At 41.5% G+C, this 22,645-nt stretch carries 20 protein-coding genes; 14 read left to right on the plus strand and 6 right to left on the minus strand.

Annotation, left to right across the window (positions count from 1 at the left end):
- Positions 1-41 precede the first annotated feature (41 nt).
- From rmuC to tatC, 7 genes are read left to right on the plus strand one after another with little or no spacing between them, the layout of a single operon-like run.
- The gene (gene rmuC, locus PVK63_RS08590; protein WP_130048505.1) at positions 42-1,562 is read left to right on the plus strand and encodes a DNA recombination protein RmuC; all 1,521 of its coding nucleotides are present in this window, start codon (positions 42-44) and stop codon (positions 1,560-1,562) included.
- A 56-nt stretch (positions 1,563-1,618) separates the two neighbouring features.
- Complete coding sequence (gene ubiE / locus PVK63_RS08595) at positions 1,619-2,383, plus strand: bifunctional demethylmenaquinone methyltransferase/2-methoxy-6-polyprenyl-1,4-benzoquinol methylase UbiE (RefSeq protein ID WP_130045799.1); 765 nt, start codon at positions 1,619-1,621, stop codon at positions 2,381-2,383.
- 12 nt (positions 2,384-2,395) lie between these two features.
- Entirely contained in the window at positions 2,396-3,019 is a 624-nt protein-coding gene (locus PVK63_RS08600) for a ubiquinone biosynthesis accessory factor UbiJ (protein ID WP_274440334.1), read from the plus strand.
- The gene (gene ubiB / locus PVK63_RS08605; protein WP_130045801.1) at positions 3,016-4,650 is read left to right on the plus strand and encodes a ubiquinone biosynthesis regulatory protein kinase UbiB; all 1,635 of its coding nucleotides are present in this window, start codon (positions 3,016-3,018) and stop codon (positions 4,648-4,650) included. Before PVK63_RS08600 ends, ubiB begins: the two co-directional genes overlap by 4 nt.
- A 52-nt stretch (positions 4,651-4,702) precedes the next feature.
- A complete protein-coding gene (gene tatA / locus PVK63_RS08610; RefSeq protein ID WP_130048507.1) occupies positions 4,703-4,954 on the plus strand; it encodes a Sec-independent protein translocase subunit TatA in 252 nt (83 codons plus the stop codon).
- A gap of 3 nt (positions 4,955-4,957) precedes the next feature.
- A complete protein-coding gene (gene tatB, locus PVK63_RS08615) occupies positions 4,958-5,335 on the plus strand; it encodes a Sec-independent protein translocase protein TatB (RefSeq protein WP_130045803.1) in 378 nt (125 codons plus the stop codon).
- 2 nt (positions 5,336-5,337) lie between these two features.
- Entirely contained in the window at positions 5,338-6,093 is a 756-nt protein-coding gene (gene tatC, locus PVK63_RS08620) for a Sec-independent protein translocase subunit TatC (RefSeq protein ID WP_130048508.1), read from the plus strand.
- A 1,802-nt stretch (positions 6,094-7,895) separates the two neighbouring features.
- Here tatC and PVK63_RS08625 read toward each other — a convergent pair.
- A complete protein-coding gene (locus PVK63_RS08625) occupies positions 7,896-8,657 on the minus strand; it encodes a TatD family hydrolase (protein ID WP_274440333.1) in 762 nt (253 codons plus the stop codon).
- 151 nt (positions 8,658-8,808) lie between these two features.
- On the opposite strand from PVK63_RS08625, the gene hemB reads away from it, so the two are divergent.
- Entirely contained in the window at positions 8,809-9,822 is a 1,014-nt protein-coding gene (hemB, locus tag PVK63_RS08630) for a porphobilinogen synthase (RefSeq protein WP_130048026.1), read from the plus strand.
- 308 nt (positions 9,823-10,130) lie between these two features.
- Here the strand turns inward: hemB and gppA are convergent, their stop codons facing one another.
- Both gppA and rhlB read right to left on the minus strand, forming a co-directional pair.
- Positions 10,131-11,627, minus strand: a complete 1,497-nt coding sequence (gene gppA / locus PVK63_RS08635) for a guanosine-5'-triphosphate,3'-diphosphate diphosphatase (RefSeq protein ID WP_274440332.1) — start codon at positions 11,625-11,627, stop codon at positions 10,131-10,133.
- Positions 11,628-11,660: 33 nt separating this feature from the next.
- Positions 11,661-12,965 carry an ATP-dependent RNA helicase RhlB gene (gene rhlB / locus PVK63_RS08640; protein WP_151654950.1) on the minus strand — a complete coding sequence of 435 codons (1,305 nt, stop codon included), beginning with the start codon at positions 12,963-12,965 and terminating at the stop codon, positions 11,661-11,663.
- 112 nt (positions 12,966-13,077) lie between these two features.
- Here rhlB and trxA point away from each other — a divergent pair, with 112 nt between their 5' ends.
- From trxA to fre, 6 genes are all read left to right on the plus strand, one after another.
- The gene (trxA, locus tag PVK63_RS08645; protein WP_005416871.1) at positions 13,078-13,404 is read left to right on the plus strand and encodes a thioredoxin TrxA; all 327 of its coding nucleotides are present in this window, start codon (positions 13,078-13,080) and stop codon (positions 13,402-13,404) included.
- 240 nt (positions 13,405-13,644) lie between these two features.
- Positions 13,645-14,904 (plus strand): transcription termination factor Rho, encoded by a 1,260-nt coding sequence (gene rho, locus PVK63_RS08650; protein WP_130048028.1) that lies wholly within the window; start codon positions 13,645-13,647, stop codon positions 14,902-14,904.
- Positions 14,905-15,065: 161 nt separating this feature from the next.
- A complete protein-coding gene (locus PVK63_RS08655; RefSeq protein ID WP_274440331.1) occupies positions 15,066-16,061 on the plus strand; it encodes a hypothetical protein in 996 nt (331 codons plus the stop codon).
- 90 nt (positions 16,062-16,151) lie between these two features.
- The gene (gene ubiD, locus PVK63_RS08660; protein ID WP_274440330.1) at positions 16,152-17,996 is read left to right on the plus strand and encodes a 4-hydroxy-3-polyprenylbenzoate decarboxylase; all 1,845 of its coding nucleotides are present in this window, start codon (positions 16,152-16,154) and stop codon (positions 17,994-17,996) included.
- Positions 17,997-18,158: 162 nt separating this feature from the next.
- Positions 18,159-18,422, plus strand: coding sequence for a 2Fe-2S iron-sulfur cluster-binding protein (locus PVK63_RS08665; protein ID WP_045100884.1), 264 nt, complete (start codon positions 18,159-18,161; stop codon positions 18,420-18,422).
- Between the two features lie 97 nt (positions 18,423-18,519).
- Positions 18,520-19,230: an NAD(P)H-flavin reductase gene (gene fre, locus PVK63_RS08670; RefSeq protein ID WP_274440328.1), complete on the plus strand. Its 711-nt coding sequence runs from the start codon at positions 18,520-18,522 to the stop codon at positions 19,228-19,230.
- 237 nt (positions 19,231-19,467) lie between these two features.
- Here the strand turns inward: fre and PVK63_RS08675 are convergent, their stop codons facing one another.
- The 3 genes from PVK63_RS08675 to PVK63_RS08685 are packed head-to-tail and all read right to left on the minus strand — an operon-like array spanning position 19,468 to position 22,644.
- Positions 19,468-20,652, minus strand: coding sequence for a heme biosynthesis HemY N-terminal domain-containing protein (locus tag PVK63_RS08675; protein ID WP_274440327.1), 1,185 nt, complete (start codon positions 20,650-20,652; stop codon positions 19,468-19,470).
- Positions 20,649-21,887: a uroporphyrinogen-III C-methyltransferase gene (locus PVK63_RS08680; protein ID WP_274440326.1), complete on the minus strand. Its 1,239-nt coding sequence runs from the start codon at positions 21,885-21,887 to the stop codon at positions 20,649-20,651. Before PVK63_RS08680 ends, PVK63_RS08675 begins: the two co-directional genes overlap by 4 nt.
- Complete coding sequence (locus PVK63_RS08685) at positions 21,874-22,644, minus strand: uroporphyrinogen-III synthase (protein ID WP_274440325.1); 771 nt, start codon at positions 22,642-22,644, stop codon at positions 21,874-21,876. Before PVK63_RS08685 ends, PVK63_RS08680 begins: the two co-directional genes overlap by 14 nt.
- Between the last annotated feature and the right edge of the window lies 1 nt (position 22,645).

A 22,645-nucleotide genomic window follows, 5' to 3' on the forward strand; every position in this document is an offset into this window, starting at 1 on the left:
CAAAATATCCTATAAGAATAAGTTTTTGTATTGAGTGAGTTATGGAATTTTTTAATCAATTTGGTGGCCATTTATTGTTTGGTTTTGCAGGGGCAAGCATTGCTTATGCCGTTGCACATGTATTAACAAAAAGTCGTAATCAGCAAGAATTAGCCTTATTAGAGCATGAATTAGAGTCAGAAAAAAAACTCGCCTCAACTCAATTAAGCCAACTCAATCTGCAGTTAGAAAAACAACAAATAGCGCTGAATGAATTAGATGGCGAAAGAGATCAGTTAGCACAAGAACAAAAACAATCTCATGGTCGCCTAATGGCAGCAATGGAAAAGTTGCGCTATTTTGATTCGATCCAAAAAGAGAAAGAATATTTAACCCAGCAATTGGAGTTTTCACGCCAAGCAAATTCGAATGTTGAAGCAGAGCTGAGAGAGCAAGAAGCTCGTCATGAAGAAGAGCGTAAATCGAGCCAAGAAAAGCTTGAGATGCTAGAGCGTGCAGAGTTGCGTTTAAAACAACAATTTGAAAACTTAGCCAACCAACTTTTTGAACAAAAAACCAAAACAGTAGATGAGCAAAACAAAGTCAGTTTAGAAGGTTTGTTGTCACCATTAAAAGAACAGTTAGAAGGATTTAAAAGACAGGTTAACGACAGTTTTGGTTTTGAAGCTAAAGAACGTCACACCTTAGTGCATGAAATTCGTAGCTTGCAACAGTTGAACGAACGAATGACACAAGAGGCGGTAAACCTGACCAACGCACTTAAAGGTGATAACAAACAGCAGGGCAATTGGGGTGAAGTGGTCCTTGCTCGTGTATTGCAAGAGTCCGGTTTGCGAGAAGGCCATGAGTACGACACTCAAGTCAGTATGGATGACGAAGACGGTAAGCGTTTTTACCCTGATGTGATTGTTCACTTACCTGATGAGAAAGACGTCGTGGTCGATTCAAAAATGACCTTAGTGGCGTATGAGCGATTTTTTAACAGTGATGACTTTAATCAAAAAGAGCAAGCGTTGGATGAACACTTGATGGCTATCCGCGCTCATTTACGCGGATTAAGTAAAAAGGATTACCATAAGTTAAATGGCTTACGTAGCCTTGATTATGTCTTAATGTTCATTCCTGTAGAGCCTGCATTCCAAGTTGCAATTGAAGCTGACCCTTCTTTGATATCAGATGCTATGGAACAGAACATTATAATTGTAAGCCCTACAACGTTACTTGTGGCACTAAGAACCATTAGTAACTTATGGCGTAACGAGAGACAAAACCAAAACGCAAAAATCATTGCCGATCGCGCCAGTAAGTTATACGACAAAATGCGTTTATTTGTTGATGATATGGAAGCGGTGGGTGGCTCATTAGATAAAGCCAACCAAAGTTACCAAGGTGCAATGAATAAGCTCGCCAGTGGACGAGGCAATCTTATTCGCCAGGCAGAAAGCTTTAAAGAGTTAGGCGTTGAAGTGAAGCGAGATATAAATCGTAAATTTATTGAGCAATCTTTTGAAGCAGATACACTGCAAACACTTGGTGATAATGGCTTGGATAAAGTAGACTAGAGCGCTGTTGAATTCAGAGAGTAGGGATTCAGCGAACAATCTCTAGAGGACGAAAAATGACGGACAAGATGAACATGGCTGAAGAAACAACGCACTTCGGCTTCACCACAGTCGCGAAAGACGAAAAAGTAGCGAAAGTTGCAGAGGTATTTCACTCTGTAGCAGCAAAATACGACATCATGAATGACCTTATGTCTGGTGGTGTTCACCGTGTTTGGAAACGATTCACGATTGATTGCAGTGGCGTACGTCCTGGTCATAAAGTTCTTGATTTAGCCGGTGGTACTGGTGATCTTACCGCTAAATTCTCGCGTATTGTTGGTGATACAGGCCAAGTGATTTTAGCGGATATCAATAACTCAATGTTGAACGTTGGTCGCGACAAATTACGCGATATGGGTATTGTTGGTAACGTGAATTACGTACAAGCAAATGCGGAAGAACTGCCATTCCCAGATGATCACTTTGATTGTATTACCATTAGTTTTGGTCTTCGCAATGTGACAGACAAAGACAAAGCATTACGTTCGATGTTCCGCGTGCTTAAGCCGGGTGGTCGTCTACTCGTGCTGGAATTTTCAAAACCAATTCTTGAGCCATTATCAAAAATTTATGACGCGTACTCTTTTCACCTATTACCAAAAATGGGTGAGTTGATTGCAAATGATGCAGACAGCTATCGTTATCTTGCTGAATCCATTCGTATGCACCCAGATCAAGAAACATTGAAGGGCATGATGGAAGAAGCGGGCTTTGAACAAGCAAACTACTACAACCTAACGGGTGGTATTGTTGCTCTGCACCGCGGTTACAAGTTTTAAAGGATAAAACCAATGCCATTAGAACCGTTTGTAACAGGCGTGATGGAAACAGGGTTAAATACACTGTTGAAAGAATCACCAGATAGTAAAGCTGCTTTATTGCGCTTAAAAGGCAAAATTATTCATGTTCATTTAAATGAAGTGAACAAGGATCTTTTCTTTGTCTTTAGTCATTTACAAGTTGATATTCTTTCTCAATTTGAAGGCCAAGCTGATTGCTATCTTGCTTTAAATCTTTCTGTTTTGCCGCAATTGCGTAACCAAAACAATATTACTCAACTTATCAAACAAGATAAGTTGGTATTAGAAGGTGATTTAAAACTGGCTCAGCAATTTTCAGGGTTACTTGAAGAGTTAAAACCTGATGTAGAAGAGAAGTTATCTCAATACACAGGAGATATTGTTGCTCATATGTTAGTAAGTGGCGTGAAAGGCAGTGCGTGTTGGGTAAAAAAACAAATTACTCGTCAAACACGTCATGCAGCAGAAGTATTAACGGAAGAGTGGAAAATCGCACCAGTACCATTAGAAATTGCACACTTCTGTGACCAAGTGTCTGATGTTGAAAATCAACTCGCAAAGTTAGATGAACGTTTAACGCGATTATTAACCAATAATCCAATGGAGCGCGCATGACGCCATCAGAGTTAAAACGCCTATATCATATTACCAAGGTTCAACTTGAGTATGGCTTGGATGAACTGCTGCCTGATCATGCGTTAACTCAACTACCAAAGCGTTTACGTCGTGGCCTTTTTTGGATTAAAAATAAGCATCCAGAAAAACCACTGGGGGAACGCTTACGTTTAGCGTTGCAAGAACTGGGTCCTGTTTGGATTAAGTTCGGTCAAATGATGTCGACTCGTCGTGATCTCTTTCCTCCGCATTTAGCAGACCAGTTGGCATTATTACAAGATCAGGTCGCTCCATTTGATGGTCAATTAGCAAAAGACCAAATGGAAATATCATTAGGTGGACCACTAGAAAATTGGTTTACTGATTTCGATATAATCCCATTGGCTTCTGCTTCGATTGCACAGGTTCATACCGCCAAACTTAAAGAGTCTGGTCGTGAAATTGTTCTGAAAGTAATTCGTCCTGATATTCGCCCTGTGATAGAAGCCGATATTCGTTTAATGTATCGCATGGCAAGGTTAGTTGAACAACATATTCCTGAAGCGCGCCGTTTAAAGCCGGTTGAAGTCATTGAGGAATACGAAAAAACCCTAGTGGATGAACTAGACTTAAGAAGAGAGGCTAGCAATGCAATGCAGCTACGCCGAAACTTCGAAGGTAGCGAAGAGCTGTATGTACCAGAAGTCATTTTAGATTTAAGCTCTGAACATTTAATGGTGTCTGAGCGTATTTATGGTATTCAAGTATCAGACATTGCCCAGTTAGAAAGAAATGGTACTAACATGAAGCTATTAGCTGAGCGTGGTGTATCGGTCTTCTTTACTCAAGTATTCCGTGACAGTTTCTTTCATGCCGATATGCACCCTGGCAATGTTTTCGTTAATCCAGATAATCCAGATAATCCACAATGGATTGGATTGGACTGTGGTATTGTTGGAACACTCAATAAAGAAGATAAGCGCTATTTAGCTGAAAATCTATTGGGTTTCTTTAATAGTGATTATCGTAAAGTCGCACAATTGCACGTTGATTCAGGTTGGGTTCCGGCAGACACGAATGTCGAAGAGTTTGAGTTTGCAATCCGCATGGTGTGTGAGCCAATTTTTGCCAAGCCATTAGGGGAAATCTCTTTTGGTCATGTGCTATTGAACTTATTTAATACCGCACGTCGCTTTAATATGGAAGTGCAGCCACAACTGGTATTATTGCAAAAAACATTATTGTACATAGAAGGGTTAGGACGACAGCTTTATCCTCAACTGGATCTATGGGCAACCGCCAAACCGTTTTTAGAAACGTGGATGGCAAAACAGATTGGACCGGCAGCCTTTGTGACTGCTTTGACTGAGAAAGCGCCATTCTGGGCAGAAAAACTACCTGAGCTACCTGATTTAGTTTATGACAGTTTGCGCCAGGGCAAAGTTCTCAATCAGCGAATGGATAAACTCTACGCAGGGTATCGTCAAAGTAAGCGACAACAAGCAAAAGGTAAATTCCTATTTAATGTTGGCGCAACTCTGCTGATTTGTTCTGCGGTGTTATTAACCAGTAACATTACTGCGTTAGCATCAATTAGTGCTGCTACAGGAGTCACGTTTTGGCTATTAAGCTGGCGAGCATATCGTCAATAAACGTTACTCTATTTAGCAATTTTTTAACCCCTAACACGCTGAGGAAATAAGCATGGGTGGTATTAGTATTTGGCAACTTCTTATTATTGCAGTAATCATTATTCTACTATTTGGTACGAAGAAATTACGCGGTGTAGGCAGTGATTTGGGTTCTGCAGTTAAAGGCTTTAAAAAAGCAATAAGCGATGAAGACACAGCAAAAGATGCGAAAAAAGACGCAGACTTTGTTGCTCCTCAAAACTTAGAGAAAAAAGAAGCAGAAACAGTAGAAAAACAAAAGCAAAACGACAAAGAGCAGGCATAACACGTGTTTGATATCGGTTTTTGGGAACTGATACTGATCTCTGTTGTTGGGCTTGTTGTATTAGGACCTGAACGTTTGCCAAAGGCGATTCGTTCGGTTGTTCAATTTGTGAGTGCAGCAAAAAGCATGGCGAATAACGTCAAAGATGAGCTGTCTCAAGAGTTGAAAATACAAGAGCTACAAGAAAATTTGCGTAAAGCAGAACAGATGAATATGGAAGACTTAGCCCCTGATCTTAAAAAATCAGTGGAAGAGTTAAAACAAGCGGCAGCTGATGTCACTCGTCCATATGCAAAACCAGAAGAAAGCGTAGATACTCAAAAGGTAGATACAGCAGCTCCTGTGACATCTGATTCAACTTCTAAAACAAAAGCAGAGTAATTATGTCATCAGCTGAACACTCTCAACCGTTGTTAACTCATCTGCTAGAGCTAAGAAATCGTCTATTAAAGGCATTAATTGCTGTAATAGTAGTATTTTTAGGTCTGGTTTGGTTTGCTAACGACATTTATGAGTTCTTATCTGCACCCTTGGTAGAAAGATTACCAGCGGGCGCAACGATGATAGCAACTGATGTCGCGTCACCTTTTTTCACGCCCATAAAGCTGACTTTGGTGGCATCGGTATTTGTTGCTGTACCTATGATTCTTTATCAGGTGTGGGCATTTGTGGCTCCAGGACTGTATAAGCATGAGAAAAAACTTGTCATGCCATTACTGTTCTCAAGCTCTTTATTGTTTTACGCCGGTGTTTCTTTTGCTTACTTTGTTGTCTTTCCTTTGGTGTTTGGTTTCTTTACCACAATTGCACCTGAAGGGGTTCAAGTAGCAACGGATATTGCCAGTTATCTTGATTTTGTCTTAGCGCTATTTATGGCTTTTGGTATTGCATTTGAAGTACCTGTTGCCATTATCTTACTGTGCTGGACAGGAGCAACAACGCCTGAAACACTCAGAGAAAAGCGACCATACATTGTAGTGGGTGCTTTTGTTGTTGGTATGATGCTGACGCCACCAGATATTATCTCTCAAACCTTGCTTGCAGTACCTATGTGTATTCTGTTTGAAATTGGTTTGTTCTTCTCACGTTTTTACGTAAGAGAAGAGAATGAAGATGATATGGAAAAAGATGAAGCGTAATGCTTGATTAAGAATCTATATTAAAGCGCTGATATGAAGTCAGCGCTTTTTTTATGCCTCGCTCTAATTAAATTCTCCTACGCAATTTTCTGATCACCTATTTATCCAGCTTGCTATAAAGTGATCATGATCACTATTAAACTTTAGCATTAGAATAGAAAGAAGAGACAAAGTAGAACTCTCTTGTGCGAGATCTCTTACAAGTGGGTAAGATTTTGCACTTTATTTGTAGTTTATATTACCTGTTCATTTATAACATACTGATAAATAATGATTTATATTTCGTGGTGAAATAACAGATAATTTTTTTGCAAATATTCGTAATTAGTCTATTGCTGAAATAATCGAAAAGCGTAATCTTAATGGTGTCGGAAGGATGCTGACACGGAACAGGAACTAGCCAAGGATTTGGTACGCTTCAGGATGAGGCACTCGGTTACTTAGGATTAGTAATCGGCACGGATAGCGAAATGGACATTGAATGGACGCAATAGTAACTAGGATGGTTGCTACTAAGGAAAGACAATGGACACCTCTAGGATTGAGGTAAATGGACTGCACATCAGGATGATGTAAGGGACACCGCTCAAGGAACAAGCGAAGAGAGTTAACTACGGACTGTTAACGGATCAGGATAAGATCAAGGACACCGCTAGGATAGCGAGAAAGGAATGCACTGAAGGAATCAGTATACTATCAAGGATTTGATGCATGGAGCACCATTAGTAGCCGGATTGCTGCGAGTAAAGTTATAACCCCGTTAGACGAGAGTCTAGCGGGGTTTTTCTTGTTTGGGGTAAAGTAAAAGAGCAGGGTTCAGATCGGTCGCAAGCTCCCTTAAAGGTTTCAGGGGTATGCGTGATGAGTTTATCTATATTCGCTAGAAACTATACGCTGTGCTAACTAGATACTATAAGACTGAGTATTGTGACGTTGGAATAGCAGCGTTAAAGAATCAGCTTTTTCTCTTATAGAAGCGAAGCGGTCTAGCCTCTAGTTAGCGCAGCGTATAGGCTCTTCCTGAAACCTTCAAGCAAAGCGATCTTAATCCTTATTCCAGAAACTCCATCACCCGTGTGCGAGATCTCTCACAAGTAAGTGCGCTTTTTCGCTTTATTCATGGGTAAACATAACCAATCTGCAGTTAACTTATTGATATTTGGTTGTTTTCTATATTTAAGTAAAAGGGCGATATTTCTTTTTGCAAAAGTTTGAATTTAGTCTATTGCTGAAAATAATGAAAAGCGTAATCTTAATGGTGTCGGAAGGATGCTGACACGGAACAGGAACTAGCCAAGGATTTGGTACGCTTCAGGATGAGGCACTCGGTTACTTAGGATTAGTAATCGGCACGGATAGCGAAATGGACATTGAATGGACGCAATAGTAACTAGGATGGTTGCTACTAAGGAAAGACAATGGACACCTCTAGGATTGAGGTAAATGGACTGCACATCAGGATGATGTAAGGGACACCGCTCAAGGAACAAGCGAAGAGAGTTAACTACGGACTGTTAACGGATCAGGATAAGATCAAGGACACCGCTAGGATAGCGAGAAAGGAATGCACTGAAGGAATCAGTATACTATCAAGGATTTGATGCATGGAGCACCATTAGTAGCCGGATTGCTGCGAGTAAAGTTATAACCCCGTTAGACGAGAGTCTAGCGGGGTTTTTCTTGTTTGGGGTAAAGTAAAAGAGCAGGGTTCAGAACGGTCGCAAGCTCCCTTAAAGGTTTCAGGGGAATGTGTGATTAGTCTATCTATATTCTTCCTGAAACCTGAAAACGTTTTTTGGCTCTTAAATCCCAAAAAGTTTTCTCGCATTCGCCGTCGTAATCGCATCCACATCCGCCAAACTCATTTCACGCAAATCCGCTACACGCTGAGCAACTAACTGCGTATACGCTGGTTCATTACGCTTACCACGGTGTGGTACAGGTGCTAGATAAGGGCAGTCTGTCTCTAAGATTAAGTAATCCATATTAAGGTGAGGAATGATTTTATCCATACCACCATTTTTAAAAGTAGAAACACCACCAAGACCTAAATGAAAGCCTAAATCATTGATCGCTTTGGCTTCATCAACAGAGCCACCAAAGCAGTGGAAAGTGCCTGATAATGAGCCATCTTGCTCTTGTTTTAGCAGGGTTAATGTCTCTTCAATAGAATCACGAGTATGAATCACAACAGGCAACTTCATCTCTTTAGCCCAATTTAATTGGGTGATGAATGCCATCTCTTGTTCCGCTTTAAAGGTTTTATCCCAGTATAGATCAATACCTATTTCACCTACTGCAATGAAGTTGTGTTTTTCAAACCAAGAGTGAATAGTTGCTAAGGTCTCTTTGACATCAGCATTCACATAGCAAGGGTGTAATCCCATCATTGAATGGCAAATCTCAGGGTAAGCCGCTTCGGTTTTTAGCATTGGTTCGATAGATTCTAAATCAATATTAGGCAATAGAATCTTGCTAATGCCTTGTGCTAGTGCGCGCTGAACAACAGCATCTCTATCTTCATCAAATTCTTTAGCATAAATATGAGCATGAGTATCGATCATGGTGAAACCCTAAAAGAAGAATAATTATCGCTATCATACCAAGTTCAAAGTAAAAATCAGATCTATACGAAAAAGTCAGGGTAAAGACTACGATTAGCTACTCGATAGGTATATATTGGAACGCATCATAAATACAAAAAAGGAGCACAGTGTGTCTGTATCCATTCTAGGTGCGTTTCCAAACCGCCGTATGCGTCGTATGCGTAAACATGAATTTAGCCGTCGTCTAATGGCTGAGAACCAATTAACCGTTAATGACTTAATCTATCCAATGTTTGTACTTATGGGTAAAGATCGTCGTGAAACGGTAGAGTCAATGCCGGGTGTTGAGCGCTTATCAATTGATTTATTGCTTGAAGAAGCACAACGTCTTTATGATTTAGGTATTCCTGCGATTGCACTTTTCCCTGTGGTTTCACAAGATGCGAAGAGTCTTTGTGCTGCTGAGGCTCACAACCCTGAAGGTTTAGTTCAACGTACAGTTAAAGCTTTGAAAGAGCATGTGCCAGAGCTTGGTGTGATTACAGATGTGGCTCTAGACCCATTCACAACACACGGCCAAGATGGCATCATCGATGAAGATGGTTACGTAATGAATGACGTAACGACAGAAGTTCTGATTAAGCAGGCGTTATCACATGCTGAAGCGGGTGCTGATGTGGTGGCTCCGTCTGATATGATGGATGGTCGTATTGGTGAGATCCGTAAAGCACTAGAAAAAGCGGGCCACGTTCATACACAAATCATGGCGTACTCTGCAAAATACGCGTCTTGTTATTATGGCCCGTTCCGTGATGCAGTGGGTTCTTCATCAAACCTGAAAGGCGGTAATAAGAAAAATTACCAGATGGACCCAGCAAACAGTGATGAAGCAATTCATGAAGTGGCAATGGACATCAATGAAGGTGCGGACATGGTGATGGTAAAACCAGGTATGCCTTACTTGGACATCGTTCGTCGTGTTAAAACTGAACTTCAAGTGCCTACGTTTGCTTATCAAGTATCAGGTGAGTACGCGATGCATAAAGCCGCTATTATGAATGGTTGGTTGAGTGAGCGCGATACAGTGATGGAATCACTGCTGTGCTTTAAGCGTGCTGGTGCGGATGGCATCCTAACTTACTTTGCGAAAGATGTAGCAGAGTGGTTGGCGGAAGAGAAATAGATCTAGAACCTATACGCTGTGCTAAACGAGAGGCTATAAGAGCAGAATTCAGATCGGTCGCAAGCTCCCTTGCAGAGTTCAGAATTTAGTGCTGTTAACTTTTTCGAACAAATAAAAAAGCATGATGATTTTAGTTAATCATCATGCTTTTATTTTTTGTGCCATCTAACTACAGATTCGTAGTTAAATTGATTTAAAAATCTAGCAGCAATCGCCTCTGAATTCTGCAAGCGAAGCGATCTGAGCTCTGCTTTTGCTCTTATAGAAGCGAAGCGTTCTAGCCTCTAGTTAGCGCAGCGTATAAGCTCTTATTCGCTTTTAGCGTCGATAACCAAATCCCAACCAATATTCGTCTGCTTATCCGCTTCAATCTCTAACTCCGATCTCGTTAGAGGATTCGCCGCCAACCAAGCCCCATCAACCGACAATGACAACACATCATTTTTTTCTGATAGCGTTACCGCTGGCGCTAAATTCACATCACGACGATGAGTGAGAATAATCGCTAAACGTAAAATACGTAGCATACGTTGCGCTGAGGAATCTGAAACAGCATGTTGGGCGGGCATTGCTGAAAACGATTCACGGTAACGGCGTAATAGTTCACCAAGTAAATGTTTTTGAGCGCGAGTAAACCCAGGTAAATCAAGGGCATTGATTAAATAGGCAGAGTGCTCTCCACCTTTTTTATAATCAATACACATACCAATTTCATGCAGTTGAGTTGCAGCCGTTAGTAAAGGTAATGCTTGAGGTTCAACAAGCCAGTTATCACCACATTGTTGAACTAATTGGATAGACAAGTCTGTCACTTGTTGTGCGTAATCAACATCTAGCTGATAGCGTTGTTGAACGCTTTTAATCGTACGTTGACATACTTCATCGTGCTGCAATTCATCGATCATGCCGTAGCACAGACCTTCACGTAAAGCGCCGCCAGCTAACGTCATAGAATCGATGTCTAATAATTCAAAAATAGCAATAAGGATGGATAAACCGCTCGGGAACACGAGTGCTCTCTCAAGCGTTAATCCATCGATATCTAATTCTTCTAGGTGTTCATATTGCATTGCTTGTTTTTGAAGGCGCTTTAGCTTGGCCAAGGTAATCACCTCATCCATGCCTTGCGCCAACATAATTTCTTGCAATGCTTGGACCGTACCACTTGCCCCTACACAAGTTTGCCAACCAAGGTCGGTATATCGAGTTAGGATAGGTGCTAGTGTCTCTTTTGCGCCAGCAATGGCCGCATCAAAGTTACTTTGCGTTAATGCACGATCTTTAAAATAGCCTTCTAACCAAGTTACACAGCCCATTTTTAAGCTTGTGAGTGCTTGAGCTTCAAAGCCATCGCCAATAATTAACTCTGTACTTGCTCCGCCGATATCAACAACTAAACGGCGACCATTACCACCTGAAGTGTGCGCAACTCCTTGGTAAATCATACGAGCTTCTTCTTCGCCTTCGATCACATTAATGTCATGACCTAAGATTTGATTGGCTTTTTCTAAGAAGACATCCACATTGGTCGCGACGCGCAATGCTGCGGTTCCGACAATGCGAATGTTTTCTACAGGAATGTCTTGCAGGCGTTCTGCAAATAAGCTCAAACAATCCCACCCACGCTGCATAGCTTCATGGCTGAGTGTGTAGTTTTCATCTAATCCCGAAGCCAAACGAACTTTACGTTTAATTTTGGCCATGGTTTGCACACTACCATTTATATGACGCACAACAAGCATATGGAAGCTATTGGAGCCTAAATCAATGGCGGCATACATAGGTGATATTGTTGAACTTTTCATAACATCCTTTTAATTTTTTCCGTAGAACTCAGATTATGCTTGAGGGCTACGAGGTTGACGTGGGCGAGAGTATTTACGATTTCCGCCTTGACGTTGACCATTGTTGTTGCCGTTACGACGATTTTGCTGCGGACGACGTTGAAGACGTAGTGGTGCAGGTAAATCTTCAAGTAATGCTGAAGCGTCGTAATCAGATTGTGGAATTGAATGCTCAATATACTCTTCGATTGCTGGAAGATTAATTGCGTATTCTTCACATGCGAAGCTAATAGAGTTACCACTTGCACCAGCACGACCAGTACGGCCAATACGGTGAACATAATCTTCTGCTTCGTTTGGTAAATCAAAGTTAAATACGTGCGTTACTTGTGGAATGTGAAGACCACGAGCAGCGACATCAGTAGCCACTAAGATATCAACATCACCTTTAGTAAACTCTTCTAAAATGCGCTCACGTTTTTTCTGTGGAACGTCACCCGTAAGAAGACCAACACGATGTTTGTCAGCAGCTAGGTGACCCCAAACTGATTCACACTTGTGTTTAGTGTTTGCAAAGATAATCGCGCGATCTGGCCATTCTTCCTCAATAAGCGTTTGAAGTAATGCCATTTTGTGATCATTTGAAGGATAGAAAAGCTCTTCCTTGATGCGATGACCTGTTTTTTGTTCTGGTTCAACAACAACGTGCTCTGGCTCTTGCATGTGTTCAAAAGCAAGCTCTTGTACACGGTAAGATAGCGTAGCAGAGAACAACATGTTCAAGCGTTCAGTTGGCGCAGGCATACGACGGAAGATAAAGCGAATATCTTTAATAAAACCAAGATCGAACATGCGATCGGCTTCATCAAGAACAACTACTTGGATCATCTTAAAGTCGATGTGACCTTGCTTATAGAAGTCGATGATACGACCGGTAGTACCGATCAAAATATCAACGCCTTGCTCAATCACTTGTTGTTGTTTTTCGTAACGTTCGCCACCGTAAGCTAACGCGGCTTTTAGACCCGTGCTTGCGATCAGTGACTCTGCATCATTGAAGATTTGAATCGCTAGTTCACGTGTTGGCGCCATGATGATGGCACGCGGTTGCGTGATTTTACGACCTTCAGGTGCCGGTGTCGTTAATAGGTGATTAAAAGTAGCAGTAAGGAACGCTAACGTCTTACCTGTACCCGTTTGGGCTTGGCCTGCAATGTCTTGGCCGGCGAGCAGTACCGGCAATGCCTTAGCTTGAATAGGAGTACATTTAATGAACCCTTTTGCATTCAAACCGTCGATAACCTGAGGCTGTAAACCTAGGTCGGCAAAGTTTTGCTCTGTGATGTGCGTCTTTTTCATTGCTATAGAATATCAGTTAAAGCTTGCAATACGAAACGTATTCCATTCAAATAGAGAATCAATTTGCTGGTTATCATCAAATCAGCCTTTAAATTTAACGTTGGAGTTGACGATGAGCGACAAAATTTTGCAGCTTACAGATGGCGGTTTTGAAGAAAGTGTGATCAATGCTGCAGGCCCAGTATTAGTAGATTTCTGGGCGGAATGGTGTGGTCCTTGTAAAATGATCGCTCCTATTTTGGACGAAATTGCTGACGAGTACGAAGGCAAATTAACGATTGGTAAATTAAATATCGATCAGAATGCTGGAACACCACCAAAGTTTGGTATTCGCGGTATTCCAACACTGCTTCTTTTCAAAGATGGCGGCGTAGCTGCAACGAAAGTGGGTGCACTTTCTAAGACTCAACTTAAAGAGTTTCTTGATGCAAACCTGTAATATAGGACAGCATTAAAGTAGATAGAACCGCATATAATGAGAAATTATGTGCGGTTTTGTTTTATCTGAGCTAAGCTAAGCTCAGAAATTAAGGGGAATCCCCTAGACTAAAAAGCGAATAAGTGATAATTTATCGCGCGTAATTCATACGATTTCATTTCTTGACCGAGCTCGAAGGTCATCCATTCTTAAATCAACTAAAGATAGAATCTGATTTTGACTAAACAACTACCTACCACTATGAATCTTACTGAACTTAAAAACCGACCTGTATCGGATCTTGTTGCTCTTGGCGAATCATTAGGCCTAGAAAACCTAGCGCGTCTAAGAAAACAAGACATCATCTTCTCCATCCTTAAGCAACATGCGAAAAGCGGTGAAGACATCTTTGGAGATGGGGTTCTTGAGATTCTTCAAGATGGCTTTGGTTTCCTTCGTTCTGCAGATTGTTCTTATTTGGCTGGCCCGGATGACATTTATGTGTCTCCAAGCCAAATTCGTCGCTTTAACTTGCGTACTGGTGACACGATTTCTGGAAAGATTCGTCCACCGAAAGATGGCGAACGTTACTTTGCTCTTCTTAAAGTAAACGCAGTTAACCATGATCGTCCTGATAATGCTCGTAACAAAATCCTTTTTGAAAACCTTACTCCTTTACATGCGAACGATCGTTTACGCATGGAGCGTGGTAATGGTTCAACAGAAGACATTACAGCACGTGTTCTTGATTTAGCATCACCAATTGGCCGTGGCCAACGTGGTCTGATTGTTGCTCCGCCAAAAGCGGGTAAAACAATGTTGCTTCAAAACATCGCCCAAAGTATTGCGCATAACCACCCTGAGTGTGAGTTGATGGTTCTACTTATCGATGAACGTCCGGAAGAAGTAACAGAGATGCAACGCCTAGTTAAGGGTGAAGTAGTTGCGTCTACGTTTGATGAGCCAGCGTCTCGTCACGTACAAGTTGCTGAGATGGTTATCGAGAAAGCAAAACGTCTTGTTGAACATAAGAAAGACGTAGTTATCTTGCTTGACTCAATCACTCGTCTAGCTCGTGCATACAACACTGTAATTCCATCATCTGGTAAAGTTCTTACTGGTGGTGTGGATGCAAACGCACTTCACCGTCCTAAGCGCTTCTTCGGTGCTGCTCGTAACGTTGAAGAAGGTGGTAGCTTAACTATCATCGCAACAGCGCTTGTTGATACTGGCTCTAAAATGGATGAAGTTATCTACGAAGAGTTCAAAGGTACAGGTAACATGGAATTACACCTAAACCGTAAGATTGCGGAAAAACGTGTATTCCCAGCTATCGACTTTAACCGTTCAGGTACTCGTCGTGAAGAGTTGCTAACTAAGCCGGATGAGCTACAGAAAATGTGGATCTTGCGTAAGATTGTTCACCCAATGGGCGAGACTGACGCAATGGAATTCCTAATTGATAAGCTATCAATGACGAAGACTAACGACGAATTCTTTGATGCGATGCGTCGTCAATAATTGATACTTAACTCAATTATTGGTACCAAGGTCAATAAATAATGAAACGCTGCCTATTTAGGTGGCGTTTTTTGTTGAGTTTTTGTTAATTTGACTGCATCATCATTTGTACTAAGCTTTGGAATAGGAATGTCCGCTTAGTTTATCTAAAGGAGTAACATATGCGACAAGGACTGTTAGCATCGATCCTCCTCTCTGCAAGTTTGCTGACGAGTCAGGTCTCTGCATCTGATGTTCAACCAAGCTTCGTCAATAGCTTGCTGGTTGACCAGCAGCTCAATAAGAAGGTCGATGAACTGCATCAATATTTGATTGATGGCGATATCATCACGCTCAACTTTTCTCTTAATCGTCTCTCTATGCCACAGCAAGAAGCCGTTCGCTTCATGTTGGTACAGCAAATAGAACAAAAAAAGCTGATATTAAGCCCTAAGGGGACCATTTGGCTGAAAGAACAATTGGCTATTCATCCGACTTATACCATTAAAGAGCAAGGTAATGGGTATGTGGTGACGAAACTCGCTTTTGATTATTCTAGTATTGCTTCGCGCGTTCTAAACCAAATGAAAAAAGACCAACAGGTGTTGGATTTTATTCTTGCCGCTGAGGAACATCGTTTAGTGTTGTCTGAATGGCTAGTGGGTGAACCTCATGAGGTTCGTGTTCGTCAATCGATCGTCTTAGCTGAATTGGATAGCTTAACCCCTGAAGCGCTAGGTTATCTTGTATCACAAATTACCGATGATCCTTTATCTGTTTGGTTGCCAACGACTGAGGTAATGGTACGTCTTGCTCAATTATCTCAAAGCAGTGATGTGTATAAAATCTTATGGAAAATGCGTACTGATCAACACAGCATTGCAGAGCTTGAGCGTTTATCTCGTATCGCTCCCGATCCATTTGCGACTCAGCAATTAATGTCAGCAACCAATAATCCATCTTTAAAACAGAATGCTTTTGCTTCATTAGCTCAGTTGCATCCTCTGCCTCAAGATGTTCAACAGTTTTTATTGGCTAAAATTGATCATATTCAAGACGGCGGTGCGGTGGCAATGCATCTTGCTAATTATGGTCATACATCGTGGTTAGAAAGTCTGCCAACAACACGTAATAAAGTTCGAAAGCAACACGTTAGTTTAGCGTTATCACAACGCTAATCACGAGCTTGATTGGCAAAAGTAAATAGAGAGTGTGAGTTTGAATTGGGTTGGGTATAATCTATTCAAACTTCACGACAGTAGATAGCGATGAAATATAAGGATTTACGTGATTTTCTCGATCACTTGGAACAGATCGGACAGTTAAAACGCATTTCACACCCCATTGACCCGCATTATGAAATGACAGAGATCAGCGATCGTACTTTACGAGCGGGTGGTCCAGCATTGCTATTCGAAAACCCTACCGGTTACGATATCCCTGTATTAACGAACCTATTTGGTACTGCTGAACGTGTTGCGATTGGTATGGGTCGTAAGGACGTTCTTGAGCTGCGTGAAGTGGGTAAATTATTAGCGTATTTAAAAGAGCCAGAGCCCCCAAAAGGCTTTAAAGATGCTTTAGATAAACTGCCAGTATTCAAACAAGTATTGAATATGCCAACCAAGAATATTCGTAAAGCAAATTGCCAACAGATTGTTTGGCAAGGTGATGAGGTTGATTTAGATAAAATCCCCGTAATGAGTTGTTGGGCAGATGATGTCGCACCGCTATTAACTTGGGGTTTAACCATCACTAAAGGCCCAAATAAGAAACGTCAGAATTTGGGTATTTATCGCCAGCAAAAGCTCAGCAAAAATAAAGTCATCATGCGTTGGCTTGCTCACCGTGGTGGTGCGCTTGATTTACGTGACTGGATGGAAACGAATCCAGGTGAACCTTTCCCAGTATCTGTGGCGTTTGGTGCCGATCCCGCGACTATTCTTGGTGCTGTAACGCCAGTTCCTGACACCTTATCTGAATACGCGTTTGCCGGCCTTCTACGAGGTAGTCGAACTGAAATTACTAAGTCGATTAGTAACGATTTAGAAGTCCCTGCCAGTGCTGAAATTGTACTTGAAGGCTATATCGACCCAACAGAATTTGCCGATGAAGGCCCTTATGGTGATCACACCGGTTACTATAACGAAATTGAAAAGCATCACGTATTTACCGTAACGCATATCACCATGCGTAAAGAGCCTATCTATCACAGTACTTATACTGGCCGTCCGCCAGATGAGCCTGCTGTGCTTGGTGTGGCATTAAACGAAGTATTTGTACCTATCTTACAAAAGCAGTTTCCTGAAATTATTGATTTCTATTTACCACCAGAAGGGTGTTCGTATCGCATGGCGGTAGTGACGATGAAGAAACAATATCCAGGACACGCAAAACGCGTGATGATGGGTGTGTGGTCGTTCTTGCGTCAGTTCATGTACACCAAATTTGTATTAGTATGTGATGAGGATGTCAATGCACGAGATTGGTCACAAGTGACAGCAGCAATGTCTCAGCATATGGATCCAGCTCGTGATAGTTTGATGATAGAGAATACACCAATCGATTCATTAGATTTTGCCTCTCCAGTGGTTGGTTTAGGCTCAAAAATGGGCTTAGATATCACTAAAAAATGGGACGCCGAATTAGCATTATCACCTAATGTCGAATATTCACTGACAGACAGTGAGCAGATTGAAGGGTGTTTGGCGGAAATTACCAAAGCGTGCCCTGAGATTATCGATATTCACTTGCAAAATAACAACGCCAACATGGTTGTCGTTTCTATCAATAAGCAAGCGGTCGGTAATGGTAAGAAAATTATGGAAGCCGTTTGGTCTCAATTTAGTGAGAACAAGTTTGTTATCGTGTGTGATGACGATGTCAATGTGAGTGATTGGAACGACATTATTTGGGCTGTCACCACTCGAATGGACCCTGCAAGAGATACGTTATTTTTGCAAGATGGCCACGGACACTCAAAAATGGGATTAGATGCGACCAATAAATTGGGCTCTGAATGTCTCCGTGAGTGGGGAACACCAATCAAGAAAGACCCAGAAGTGGTCGCTAAAATTGACTCTATTTGGGATGAATTAGGTATTTTCAAATAAGTATTGGTTTACTACCTATTTTAATGAAGTGTAATGTCTTGTAGCAAAACAGTTGTTGTTATCGATAAGCTATCAACACCAATTAAATCCATTCTGCTTTTGCGGAAAGACATTTCATTTCACTGAATAAAGTGAAGTATTAAAATTAATAAATTAAGTGTAATGAAAAAAATAATACTACTCCCACAGCAAAAAGAATTCAGCATCGAAGAAGGGCAGACCATCTTAGATGCGGCATTGGAAGCGGGGATAAACTACCCAAATCGATGCCAAGTAGGAGCATGTGCCATGTGCTTATGTAAAAAGTTAGAAGGGGAAATAGAATACGATTTAGAACCGCTTCTAACCGACAAAGAACAACAAGAAGGGTGGGTATTTGCGTGTCAGGCAACAGCAAAAAGTGATTTAGTGCTGTTGTTAGAATAAATCCTCCCCGTATAATTAGAGCTTAATGCTCAATACACATAATAATGACAGCGTATAAATACCATGTTAAATAGGTATCAGCTGAAAAAGGAAAGTCATGCCAATCAATTGCAAAGTAAAGTCTATCGAGCCATTGGCTTGTAATACTTTTCAAATATTACTTCACCCAGAGCAGCCAGTAGAATTTAAAGCAGGCCAATACCTCATGGTAGTAATGGGAGAGAAAGACAAGCGTCCATTCTCAATCGCGAGTAGCCCGTGTCGTCATGAAGGCGAAATTGAACTACACATTGGTGCTGCTGAGCATAATGCTTATGCAGGTGAAGTGGTTGAATCAATGAAAGCGGCACTAGAAAGTGGCGGAGACATTCAAATTGATGCCCCTCATGGTGAAGCGTGGATCCGTGAAGACAGCGAACGCTCAATGCTGTTAATCGCAGGTGGCACTGGTTTTAGCTACGTACGTTCAATTTTAGACCACAGCATTAGCCAAAACATTCAAAAACCAATCTTCCTATATTGGGGTGGCCGTGATGAATGTCAGCTATACGCAAAAGCAGAAATTGAAACCATTGCTGCAGCGCATGAGCACATTACCTTTGTTCCCGTTGTCGAGAAAGCAGAAGGCTGGACAGGCAAAACAGGTAATGTACTTGAAGCAGTAAAAGAAGACTTTAACTCATTAGCAGAGATGGATATCTACATTGCAGGTCGTTTTGAGATGGCCGGTGCTGCGCGTGAGCAATTCACCACAGAAAAACAAGCGAAGAAAGAACAGTTATTTGGTGATGCGTTCGCTTTTATCTAATACCATTCTGGATAAGTAGTTGTTCAGATAATTGCGTAGGAAAAATCGATTATAGCAAGGCATAAATTACAGTAACTAGTGGATCTAATTACAAAATTTATAACGCAGATATAATCGATTTTAACAAGCAAGAATGATCAAATACTTATGTAGATTGGTATAATGTAGCTTTAGTTAATGCAAATAAAAATGCCACTGTAATAGTGGCATTTTTTATGGGTATAAATTACTTTTGTATTACTCTGTATCATCAACCATAGTCAGTGCTTTACGAGATAAGTCCGCTGCTGCTTGTTTACGGTTTTGCTTATCTAGTACTCGTGCAAGGTAGGCGTAATCAGACATATCTTCACGCACCTCTAATGCCGCTTCAAAGTGGTCGCGTGCGGGCTGCCATTTTTCTGTGCGCATATATAGCTGGCCAAGCGTACTTTGAATAACAGGGTTACGAACGTCGTAATTGGCCATGTTTTCTAGTAATACGGTTGCAGGATGATAATCAGCCAGATTCAACGTAGGTAAGAGTGCGACTAGGCGATCATCCGCACGTTTCTTCAAGTTATCACGCAGGATAATATAAGCTTCAGAGTCTGCTTTACGCTCGTGTAATTGTTTGATTAAACAGATTAAAACAGGAACGTGTTTTTTTAGTTTCTTAGGCAACGTATTCCAATGCTCTAATAAGCCAGCAGTGCCTTTATTGGTTGCGATAAAGGCCATTAATCCACATTCCGCTTTCTCTTCCAATTCTAACGCTTGCTGTTCTGAAATAAGGTTCGCTTTAGTTAAAGGGTGAATGATGTTCTTTAGGGCTTGCCATTCATTAAGTGCCAAATAACACTCTTTAAGTAGCTCAAGTAAAACAGGGTTACGTGGGTAATCGACTTTGACAGACTGAAGAGTAGCAAGGGCGCGTTCATACTCTTCTTCACGCATTTGTAATTTCGCACTTGTTAGCGCTACCGCTAGTGTACTGTCTGATTGTTCAGAAGCCAGTTGTAGGTAGCGATCACGCTGCTCTATCTGTTGACGACCCTGAGCGGCTTCTGCTGCTGCAAGGTAATTCAATAATGGAAAGTCGTTATGGCGACCACCTTTGGTGATTAGACGTTCCGCTTCTTTCCATTCACCCTCATGCAGTTTGATCATACCTTTAAAGGTGTTGTAACGCGCTTTACGTAAGTGACGAGCACTGAACCAACCGCGAGTAAAATTACCAACAGAAAGAATGCGTTTTACCAGTATTTCTAATAAAAATAACCCTGCGATCAAGGCTGCAATAAAGATAACCAATGTGGTTAGGCTCATTTCAATCGTAGTATCAGCCACAGAAATAAGCACATAACCTTGTTGGTCGGCAAATGTCGTCCCTACGATTAATCCACCGACTAAGACAATGGCCAGAAGAAGTAATCGGATCATGATTTATCTCCTTCAGTGGTATTTTCTACACTTGCTTGCTTTTCAGGAACAAGGGCTTTCTTTGCGGGCTCTGTTTTTACTTGCGTTTCGCCAATGGATTGTACGTTACGACGCAGACGCTCAGAGATGAAATCAGACAGTAGCGCTTGAGTTTTAAGCTTTTGTGGATAGCGCACATCGACTTTGAATTTTGCTAAGGAATCCAACTGAGCCATAAAGCTTTTTACTGCTGGGTCATCTTGTTGGAAATATTGTGAAGACCATAATTTCGCACTTTCTAAAGCCGTTGCGTACACTTCACTTTGTTCACGGTATAACGCTTTTGAAGCCAGTAGCAATTTACCTTTAATGTTTTCTTTTAGGTAGAAGTGTTGCTCAGGACTTAGTAATGGGATGACATTGCCTTCACGCACACGATAAGTAATAAAGTGTCCTGCGAAGTCATCCAGTGATTGCATTAAGTTCGATTGCCAATCATTGATATTGGCAGACACTTCTTTTTTCTCAATCGCATTGGCTTCAGGAAGAATCGCGCTGGCTAATGGTAATTGATTAATCTGTTGTTCAAGGCTATTCAGTTTAAGAACTAACCCATCACGGTCAATAAGAGGAATGGCTTTTAATGTCGCGATGTCATTGGCCATCGCACGGCGTAGAGGGGTTAAGCTTGGGTCGTTTAGTGCAGAGATTCGTTGGTCGGCATTTTCCATTAAGCGAGTAGCACTAACCACATCATGCTCAAGCCACAGCTTACGACCCGCCATTTTTACCAAGTAATCGGCTTCAGCAAGTAGCCAGTCATTCGGGCGACGACCTTGCACATCAGCAATCGCCAGTTGTAGGCTCGCAATGCTTTTATCTTGCTGTTGCATTAATACTGTTGCTTTACGAACGATTTCGTCTGCTTTATCGGTAATACGCTGCTCTGCGGTGACCAGTTTTGCATCAAAAGTGCTATCAGCTGCCTTGAGTTGTTGTTCAAGCTGAGCGATTTTAATTTGCTGTTGTGTTGCTTGTTGTTGAGAGGCAAGGAAGGTTCCGCCACTCAAAAGAATAGAGATAATAATAGCAACAGTGCCTAGGCGACGACTTTTTTTATCAACAGATGCGTCTGTTTTTGTCGTTGATTGTGGTGGTGTTTGCTCTGTTTTCTTCTGTTCTTTTTCTATTGCAGGAGAAGAGGAAACCAGTTCTGCTTCTTCTGCAGTCTGTGGTTTATTATTATTTTTTGTCATTTGAAATCCCATCATGATGATGCTCACTGATATAGTGCAGCAAGTCGGAATTAGAGGCTCCGCCAACCGTTTCAATATGTTGATAACCAAGTTGTTGTCCAAGTTGGTTAATTCGTTCGCTAGGCACTAACAATCGACAGTGCAGTACCCAATCTAAATCTGTTCCAGAAAATTGAGAGGTGAAAAACGACAGTTGCTCTCCGCTGGTAATAATTATGGTATTGATGCTTTGTGATTGCCATTTTTTGGCGTTGAGTTTGCCATCAAAAGGCGTCATTTTACGTTGATAAGCTTCACAGTAATTTACTTCTGCACCGAGTGCTTCAAGTGCTTGATAAATTAGGTCACGTCCTCCGTTTCCTCGTAAAATAAGTACTTTCTTACCTGCCACACTATTTAGCACAGGAAGCGCTAATAAATGTTCACTGTCGCTCGGTGTCGGGAAGTGTACTGTATCTGAAATATAGGTTCTGAGGTGTTGGGCGCTCTTTTGACCAACCGCAAGGTAATTTAGCCCTTTTTTCCACTCGATTTGATGGTGTTGCAAGTAATCTTGAGTGTGTTCGACGGCATGCTGACTGACCGCAATAAGGAAATCCCCATCAGAGAGTGGTGAGAAAAGTTCTGGAAGTTGGGAGAGATCTTTACCGGGGTGAATAGTTAACAGAGGATGAGAAATAGCAGGATGCCCTAATTGATTAAGGGCATCACACAATGCTTGGCTCTCTTGCTCTGGGCGAGTCACCAAAATCGTCATC

It is taken from the genome of Aliivibrio sp. S2TY2 (assembly GCF_028765525.1).
GTDB classification, from domain to species: Bacteria; Pseudomonadota; Gammaproteobacteria; order Enterobacterales; family Vibrionaceae; genus Aliivibrio; species Aliivibrio finisterrensis_A.

Coding starts and splice junctions, on each gene's coding strand:
- PVK63_RS08680 (WP_274440326.1), bottom strand. CDS start 21,887: ATGACAAAAAATAATAATAAACCACAGACTGCAGAAGAAGCAGAACTG.
- fre (WP_274440328.1), top strand. CDS start 18,520: ATGCCAATCAATTGCAAAGTAAAGTCTATCGAGCCATTGGCTTGTAAT.
- rmuC (WP_130048505.1), top strand. CDS start 42: ATGGAATTTTTTAATCAATTTGGTGGCCATTTATTGTTTGGTTTTGCA.
- PVK63_RS08625 (WP_274440333.1), bottom strand. CDS start 8,657: ATGATCGATACTCATGCTCATATTTATGCTAAAGAATTTGATGAAGAT.
- rho (WP_130048028.1), top strand. CDS start 13,645: ATGAATCTTACTGAACTTAAAAACCGACCTGTATCGGATCTTGTTGCT.
- ubiB (WP_130045801.1), top strand. CDS start 3,016: ATGACGCCATCAGAGTTAAAACGCCTATATCATATTACCAAGGTTCAA.
- ubiE (WP_130045799.1), top strand. CDS start 1,619: ATGACGGACAAGATGAACATGGCTGAAGAAACAACGCACTTCGGCTTC.
- rhlB (WP_151654950.1), bottom strand. CDS start 12,965: ATGAAAAAGACGCACATCACAGAGCAAAACTTTGCCGACCTAGGTTTA.
- trxA (WP_005416871.1), top strand. CDS start 13,078: ATGAGCGACAAAATTTTGCAGCTTACAGATGGCGGTTTTGAAGAAAGT.
- tatC (WP_130048508.1), top strand. CDS start 5,338: ATGTCATCAGCTGAACACTCTCAACCGTTGTTAACTCATCTGCTAGAG.
- tatA (WP_130048507.1), top strand. CDS start 4,703: ATGGGTGGTATTAGTATTTGGCAACTTCTTATTATTGCAGTAATCATT.
- PVK63_RS08675 (WP_274440327.1), bottom strand. CDS start 20,652: ATGATCCGATTACTTCTTCTGGCCATTGTCTTAGTCGGTGGATTAATC.
- PVK63_RS08665 (WP_045100884.1), top strand. CDS start 18,159: ATGAAAAAAATAATACTACTCCCACAGCAAAAAGAATTCAGCATCGAA.
- PVK63_RS08655 (WP_274440331.1), top strand. CDS start 15,066: ATGCGACAAGGACTGTTAGCATCGATCCTCCTCTCTGCAAGTTTGCTG.
- PVK63_RS08685 (WP_274440325.1), bottom strand. CDS start 22,644: ATGACGATTTTGGTGACTCGCCCAGAGCAAGAGAGCCAAGCATTGTGT.
- gppA (WP_274440332.1), bottom strand. CDS start 11,627: ATGAAAAGTTCAACAATATCACCTATGTATGCCGCCATTGATTTAGGC.
- PVK63_RS08600 (WP_274440334.1), top strand. CDS start 2,396: ATGCCATTAGAACCGTTTGTAACAGGCGTGATGGAAACAGGGTTAAAT.
- ubiD (WP_274440330.1), top strand. CDS start 16,152: ATGAAATATAAGGATTTACGTGATTTTCTCGATCACTTGGAACAGATC.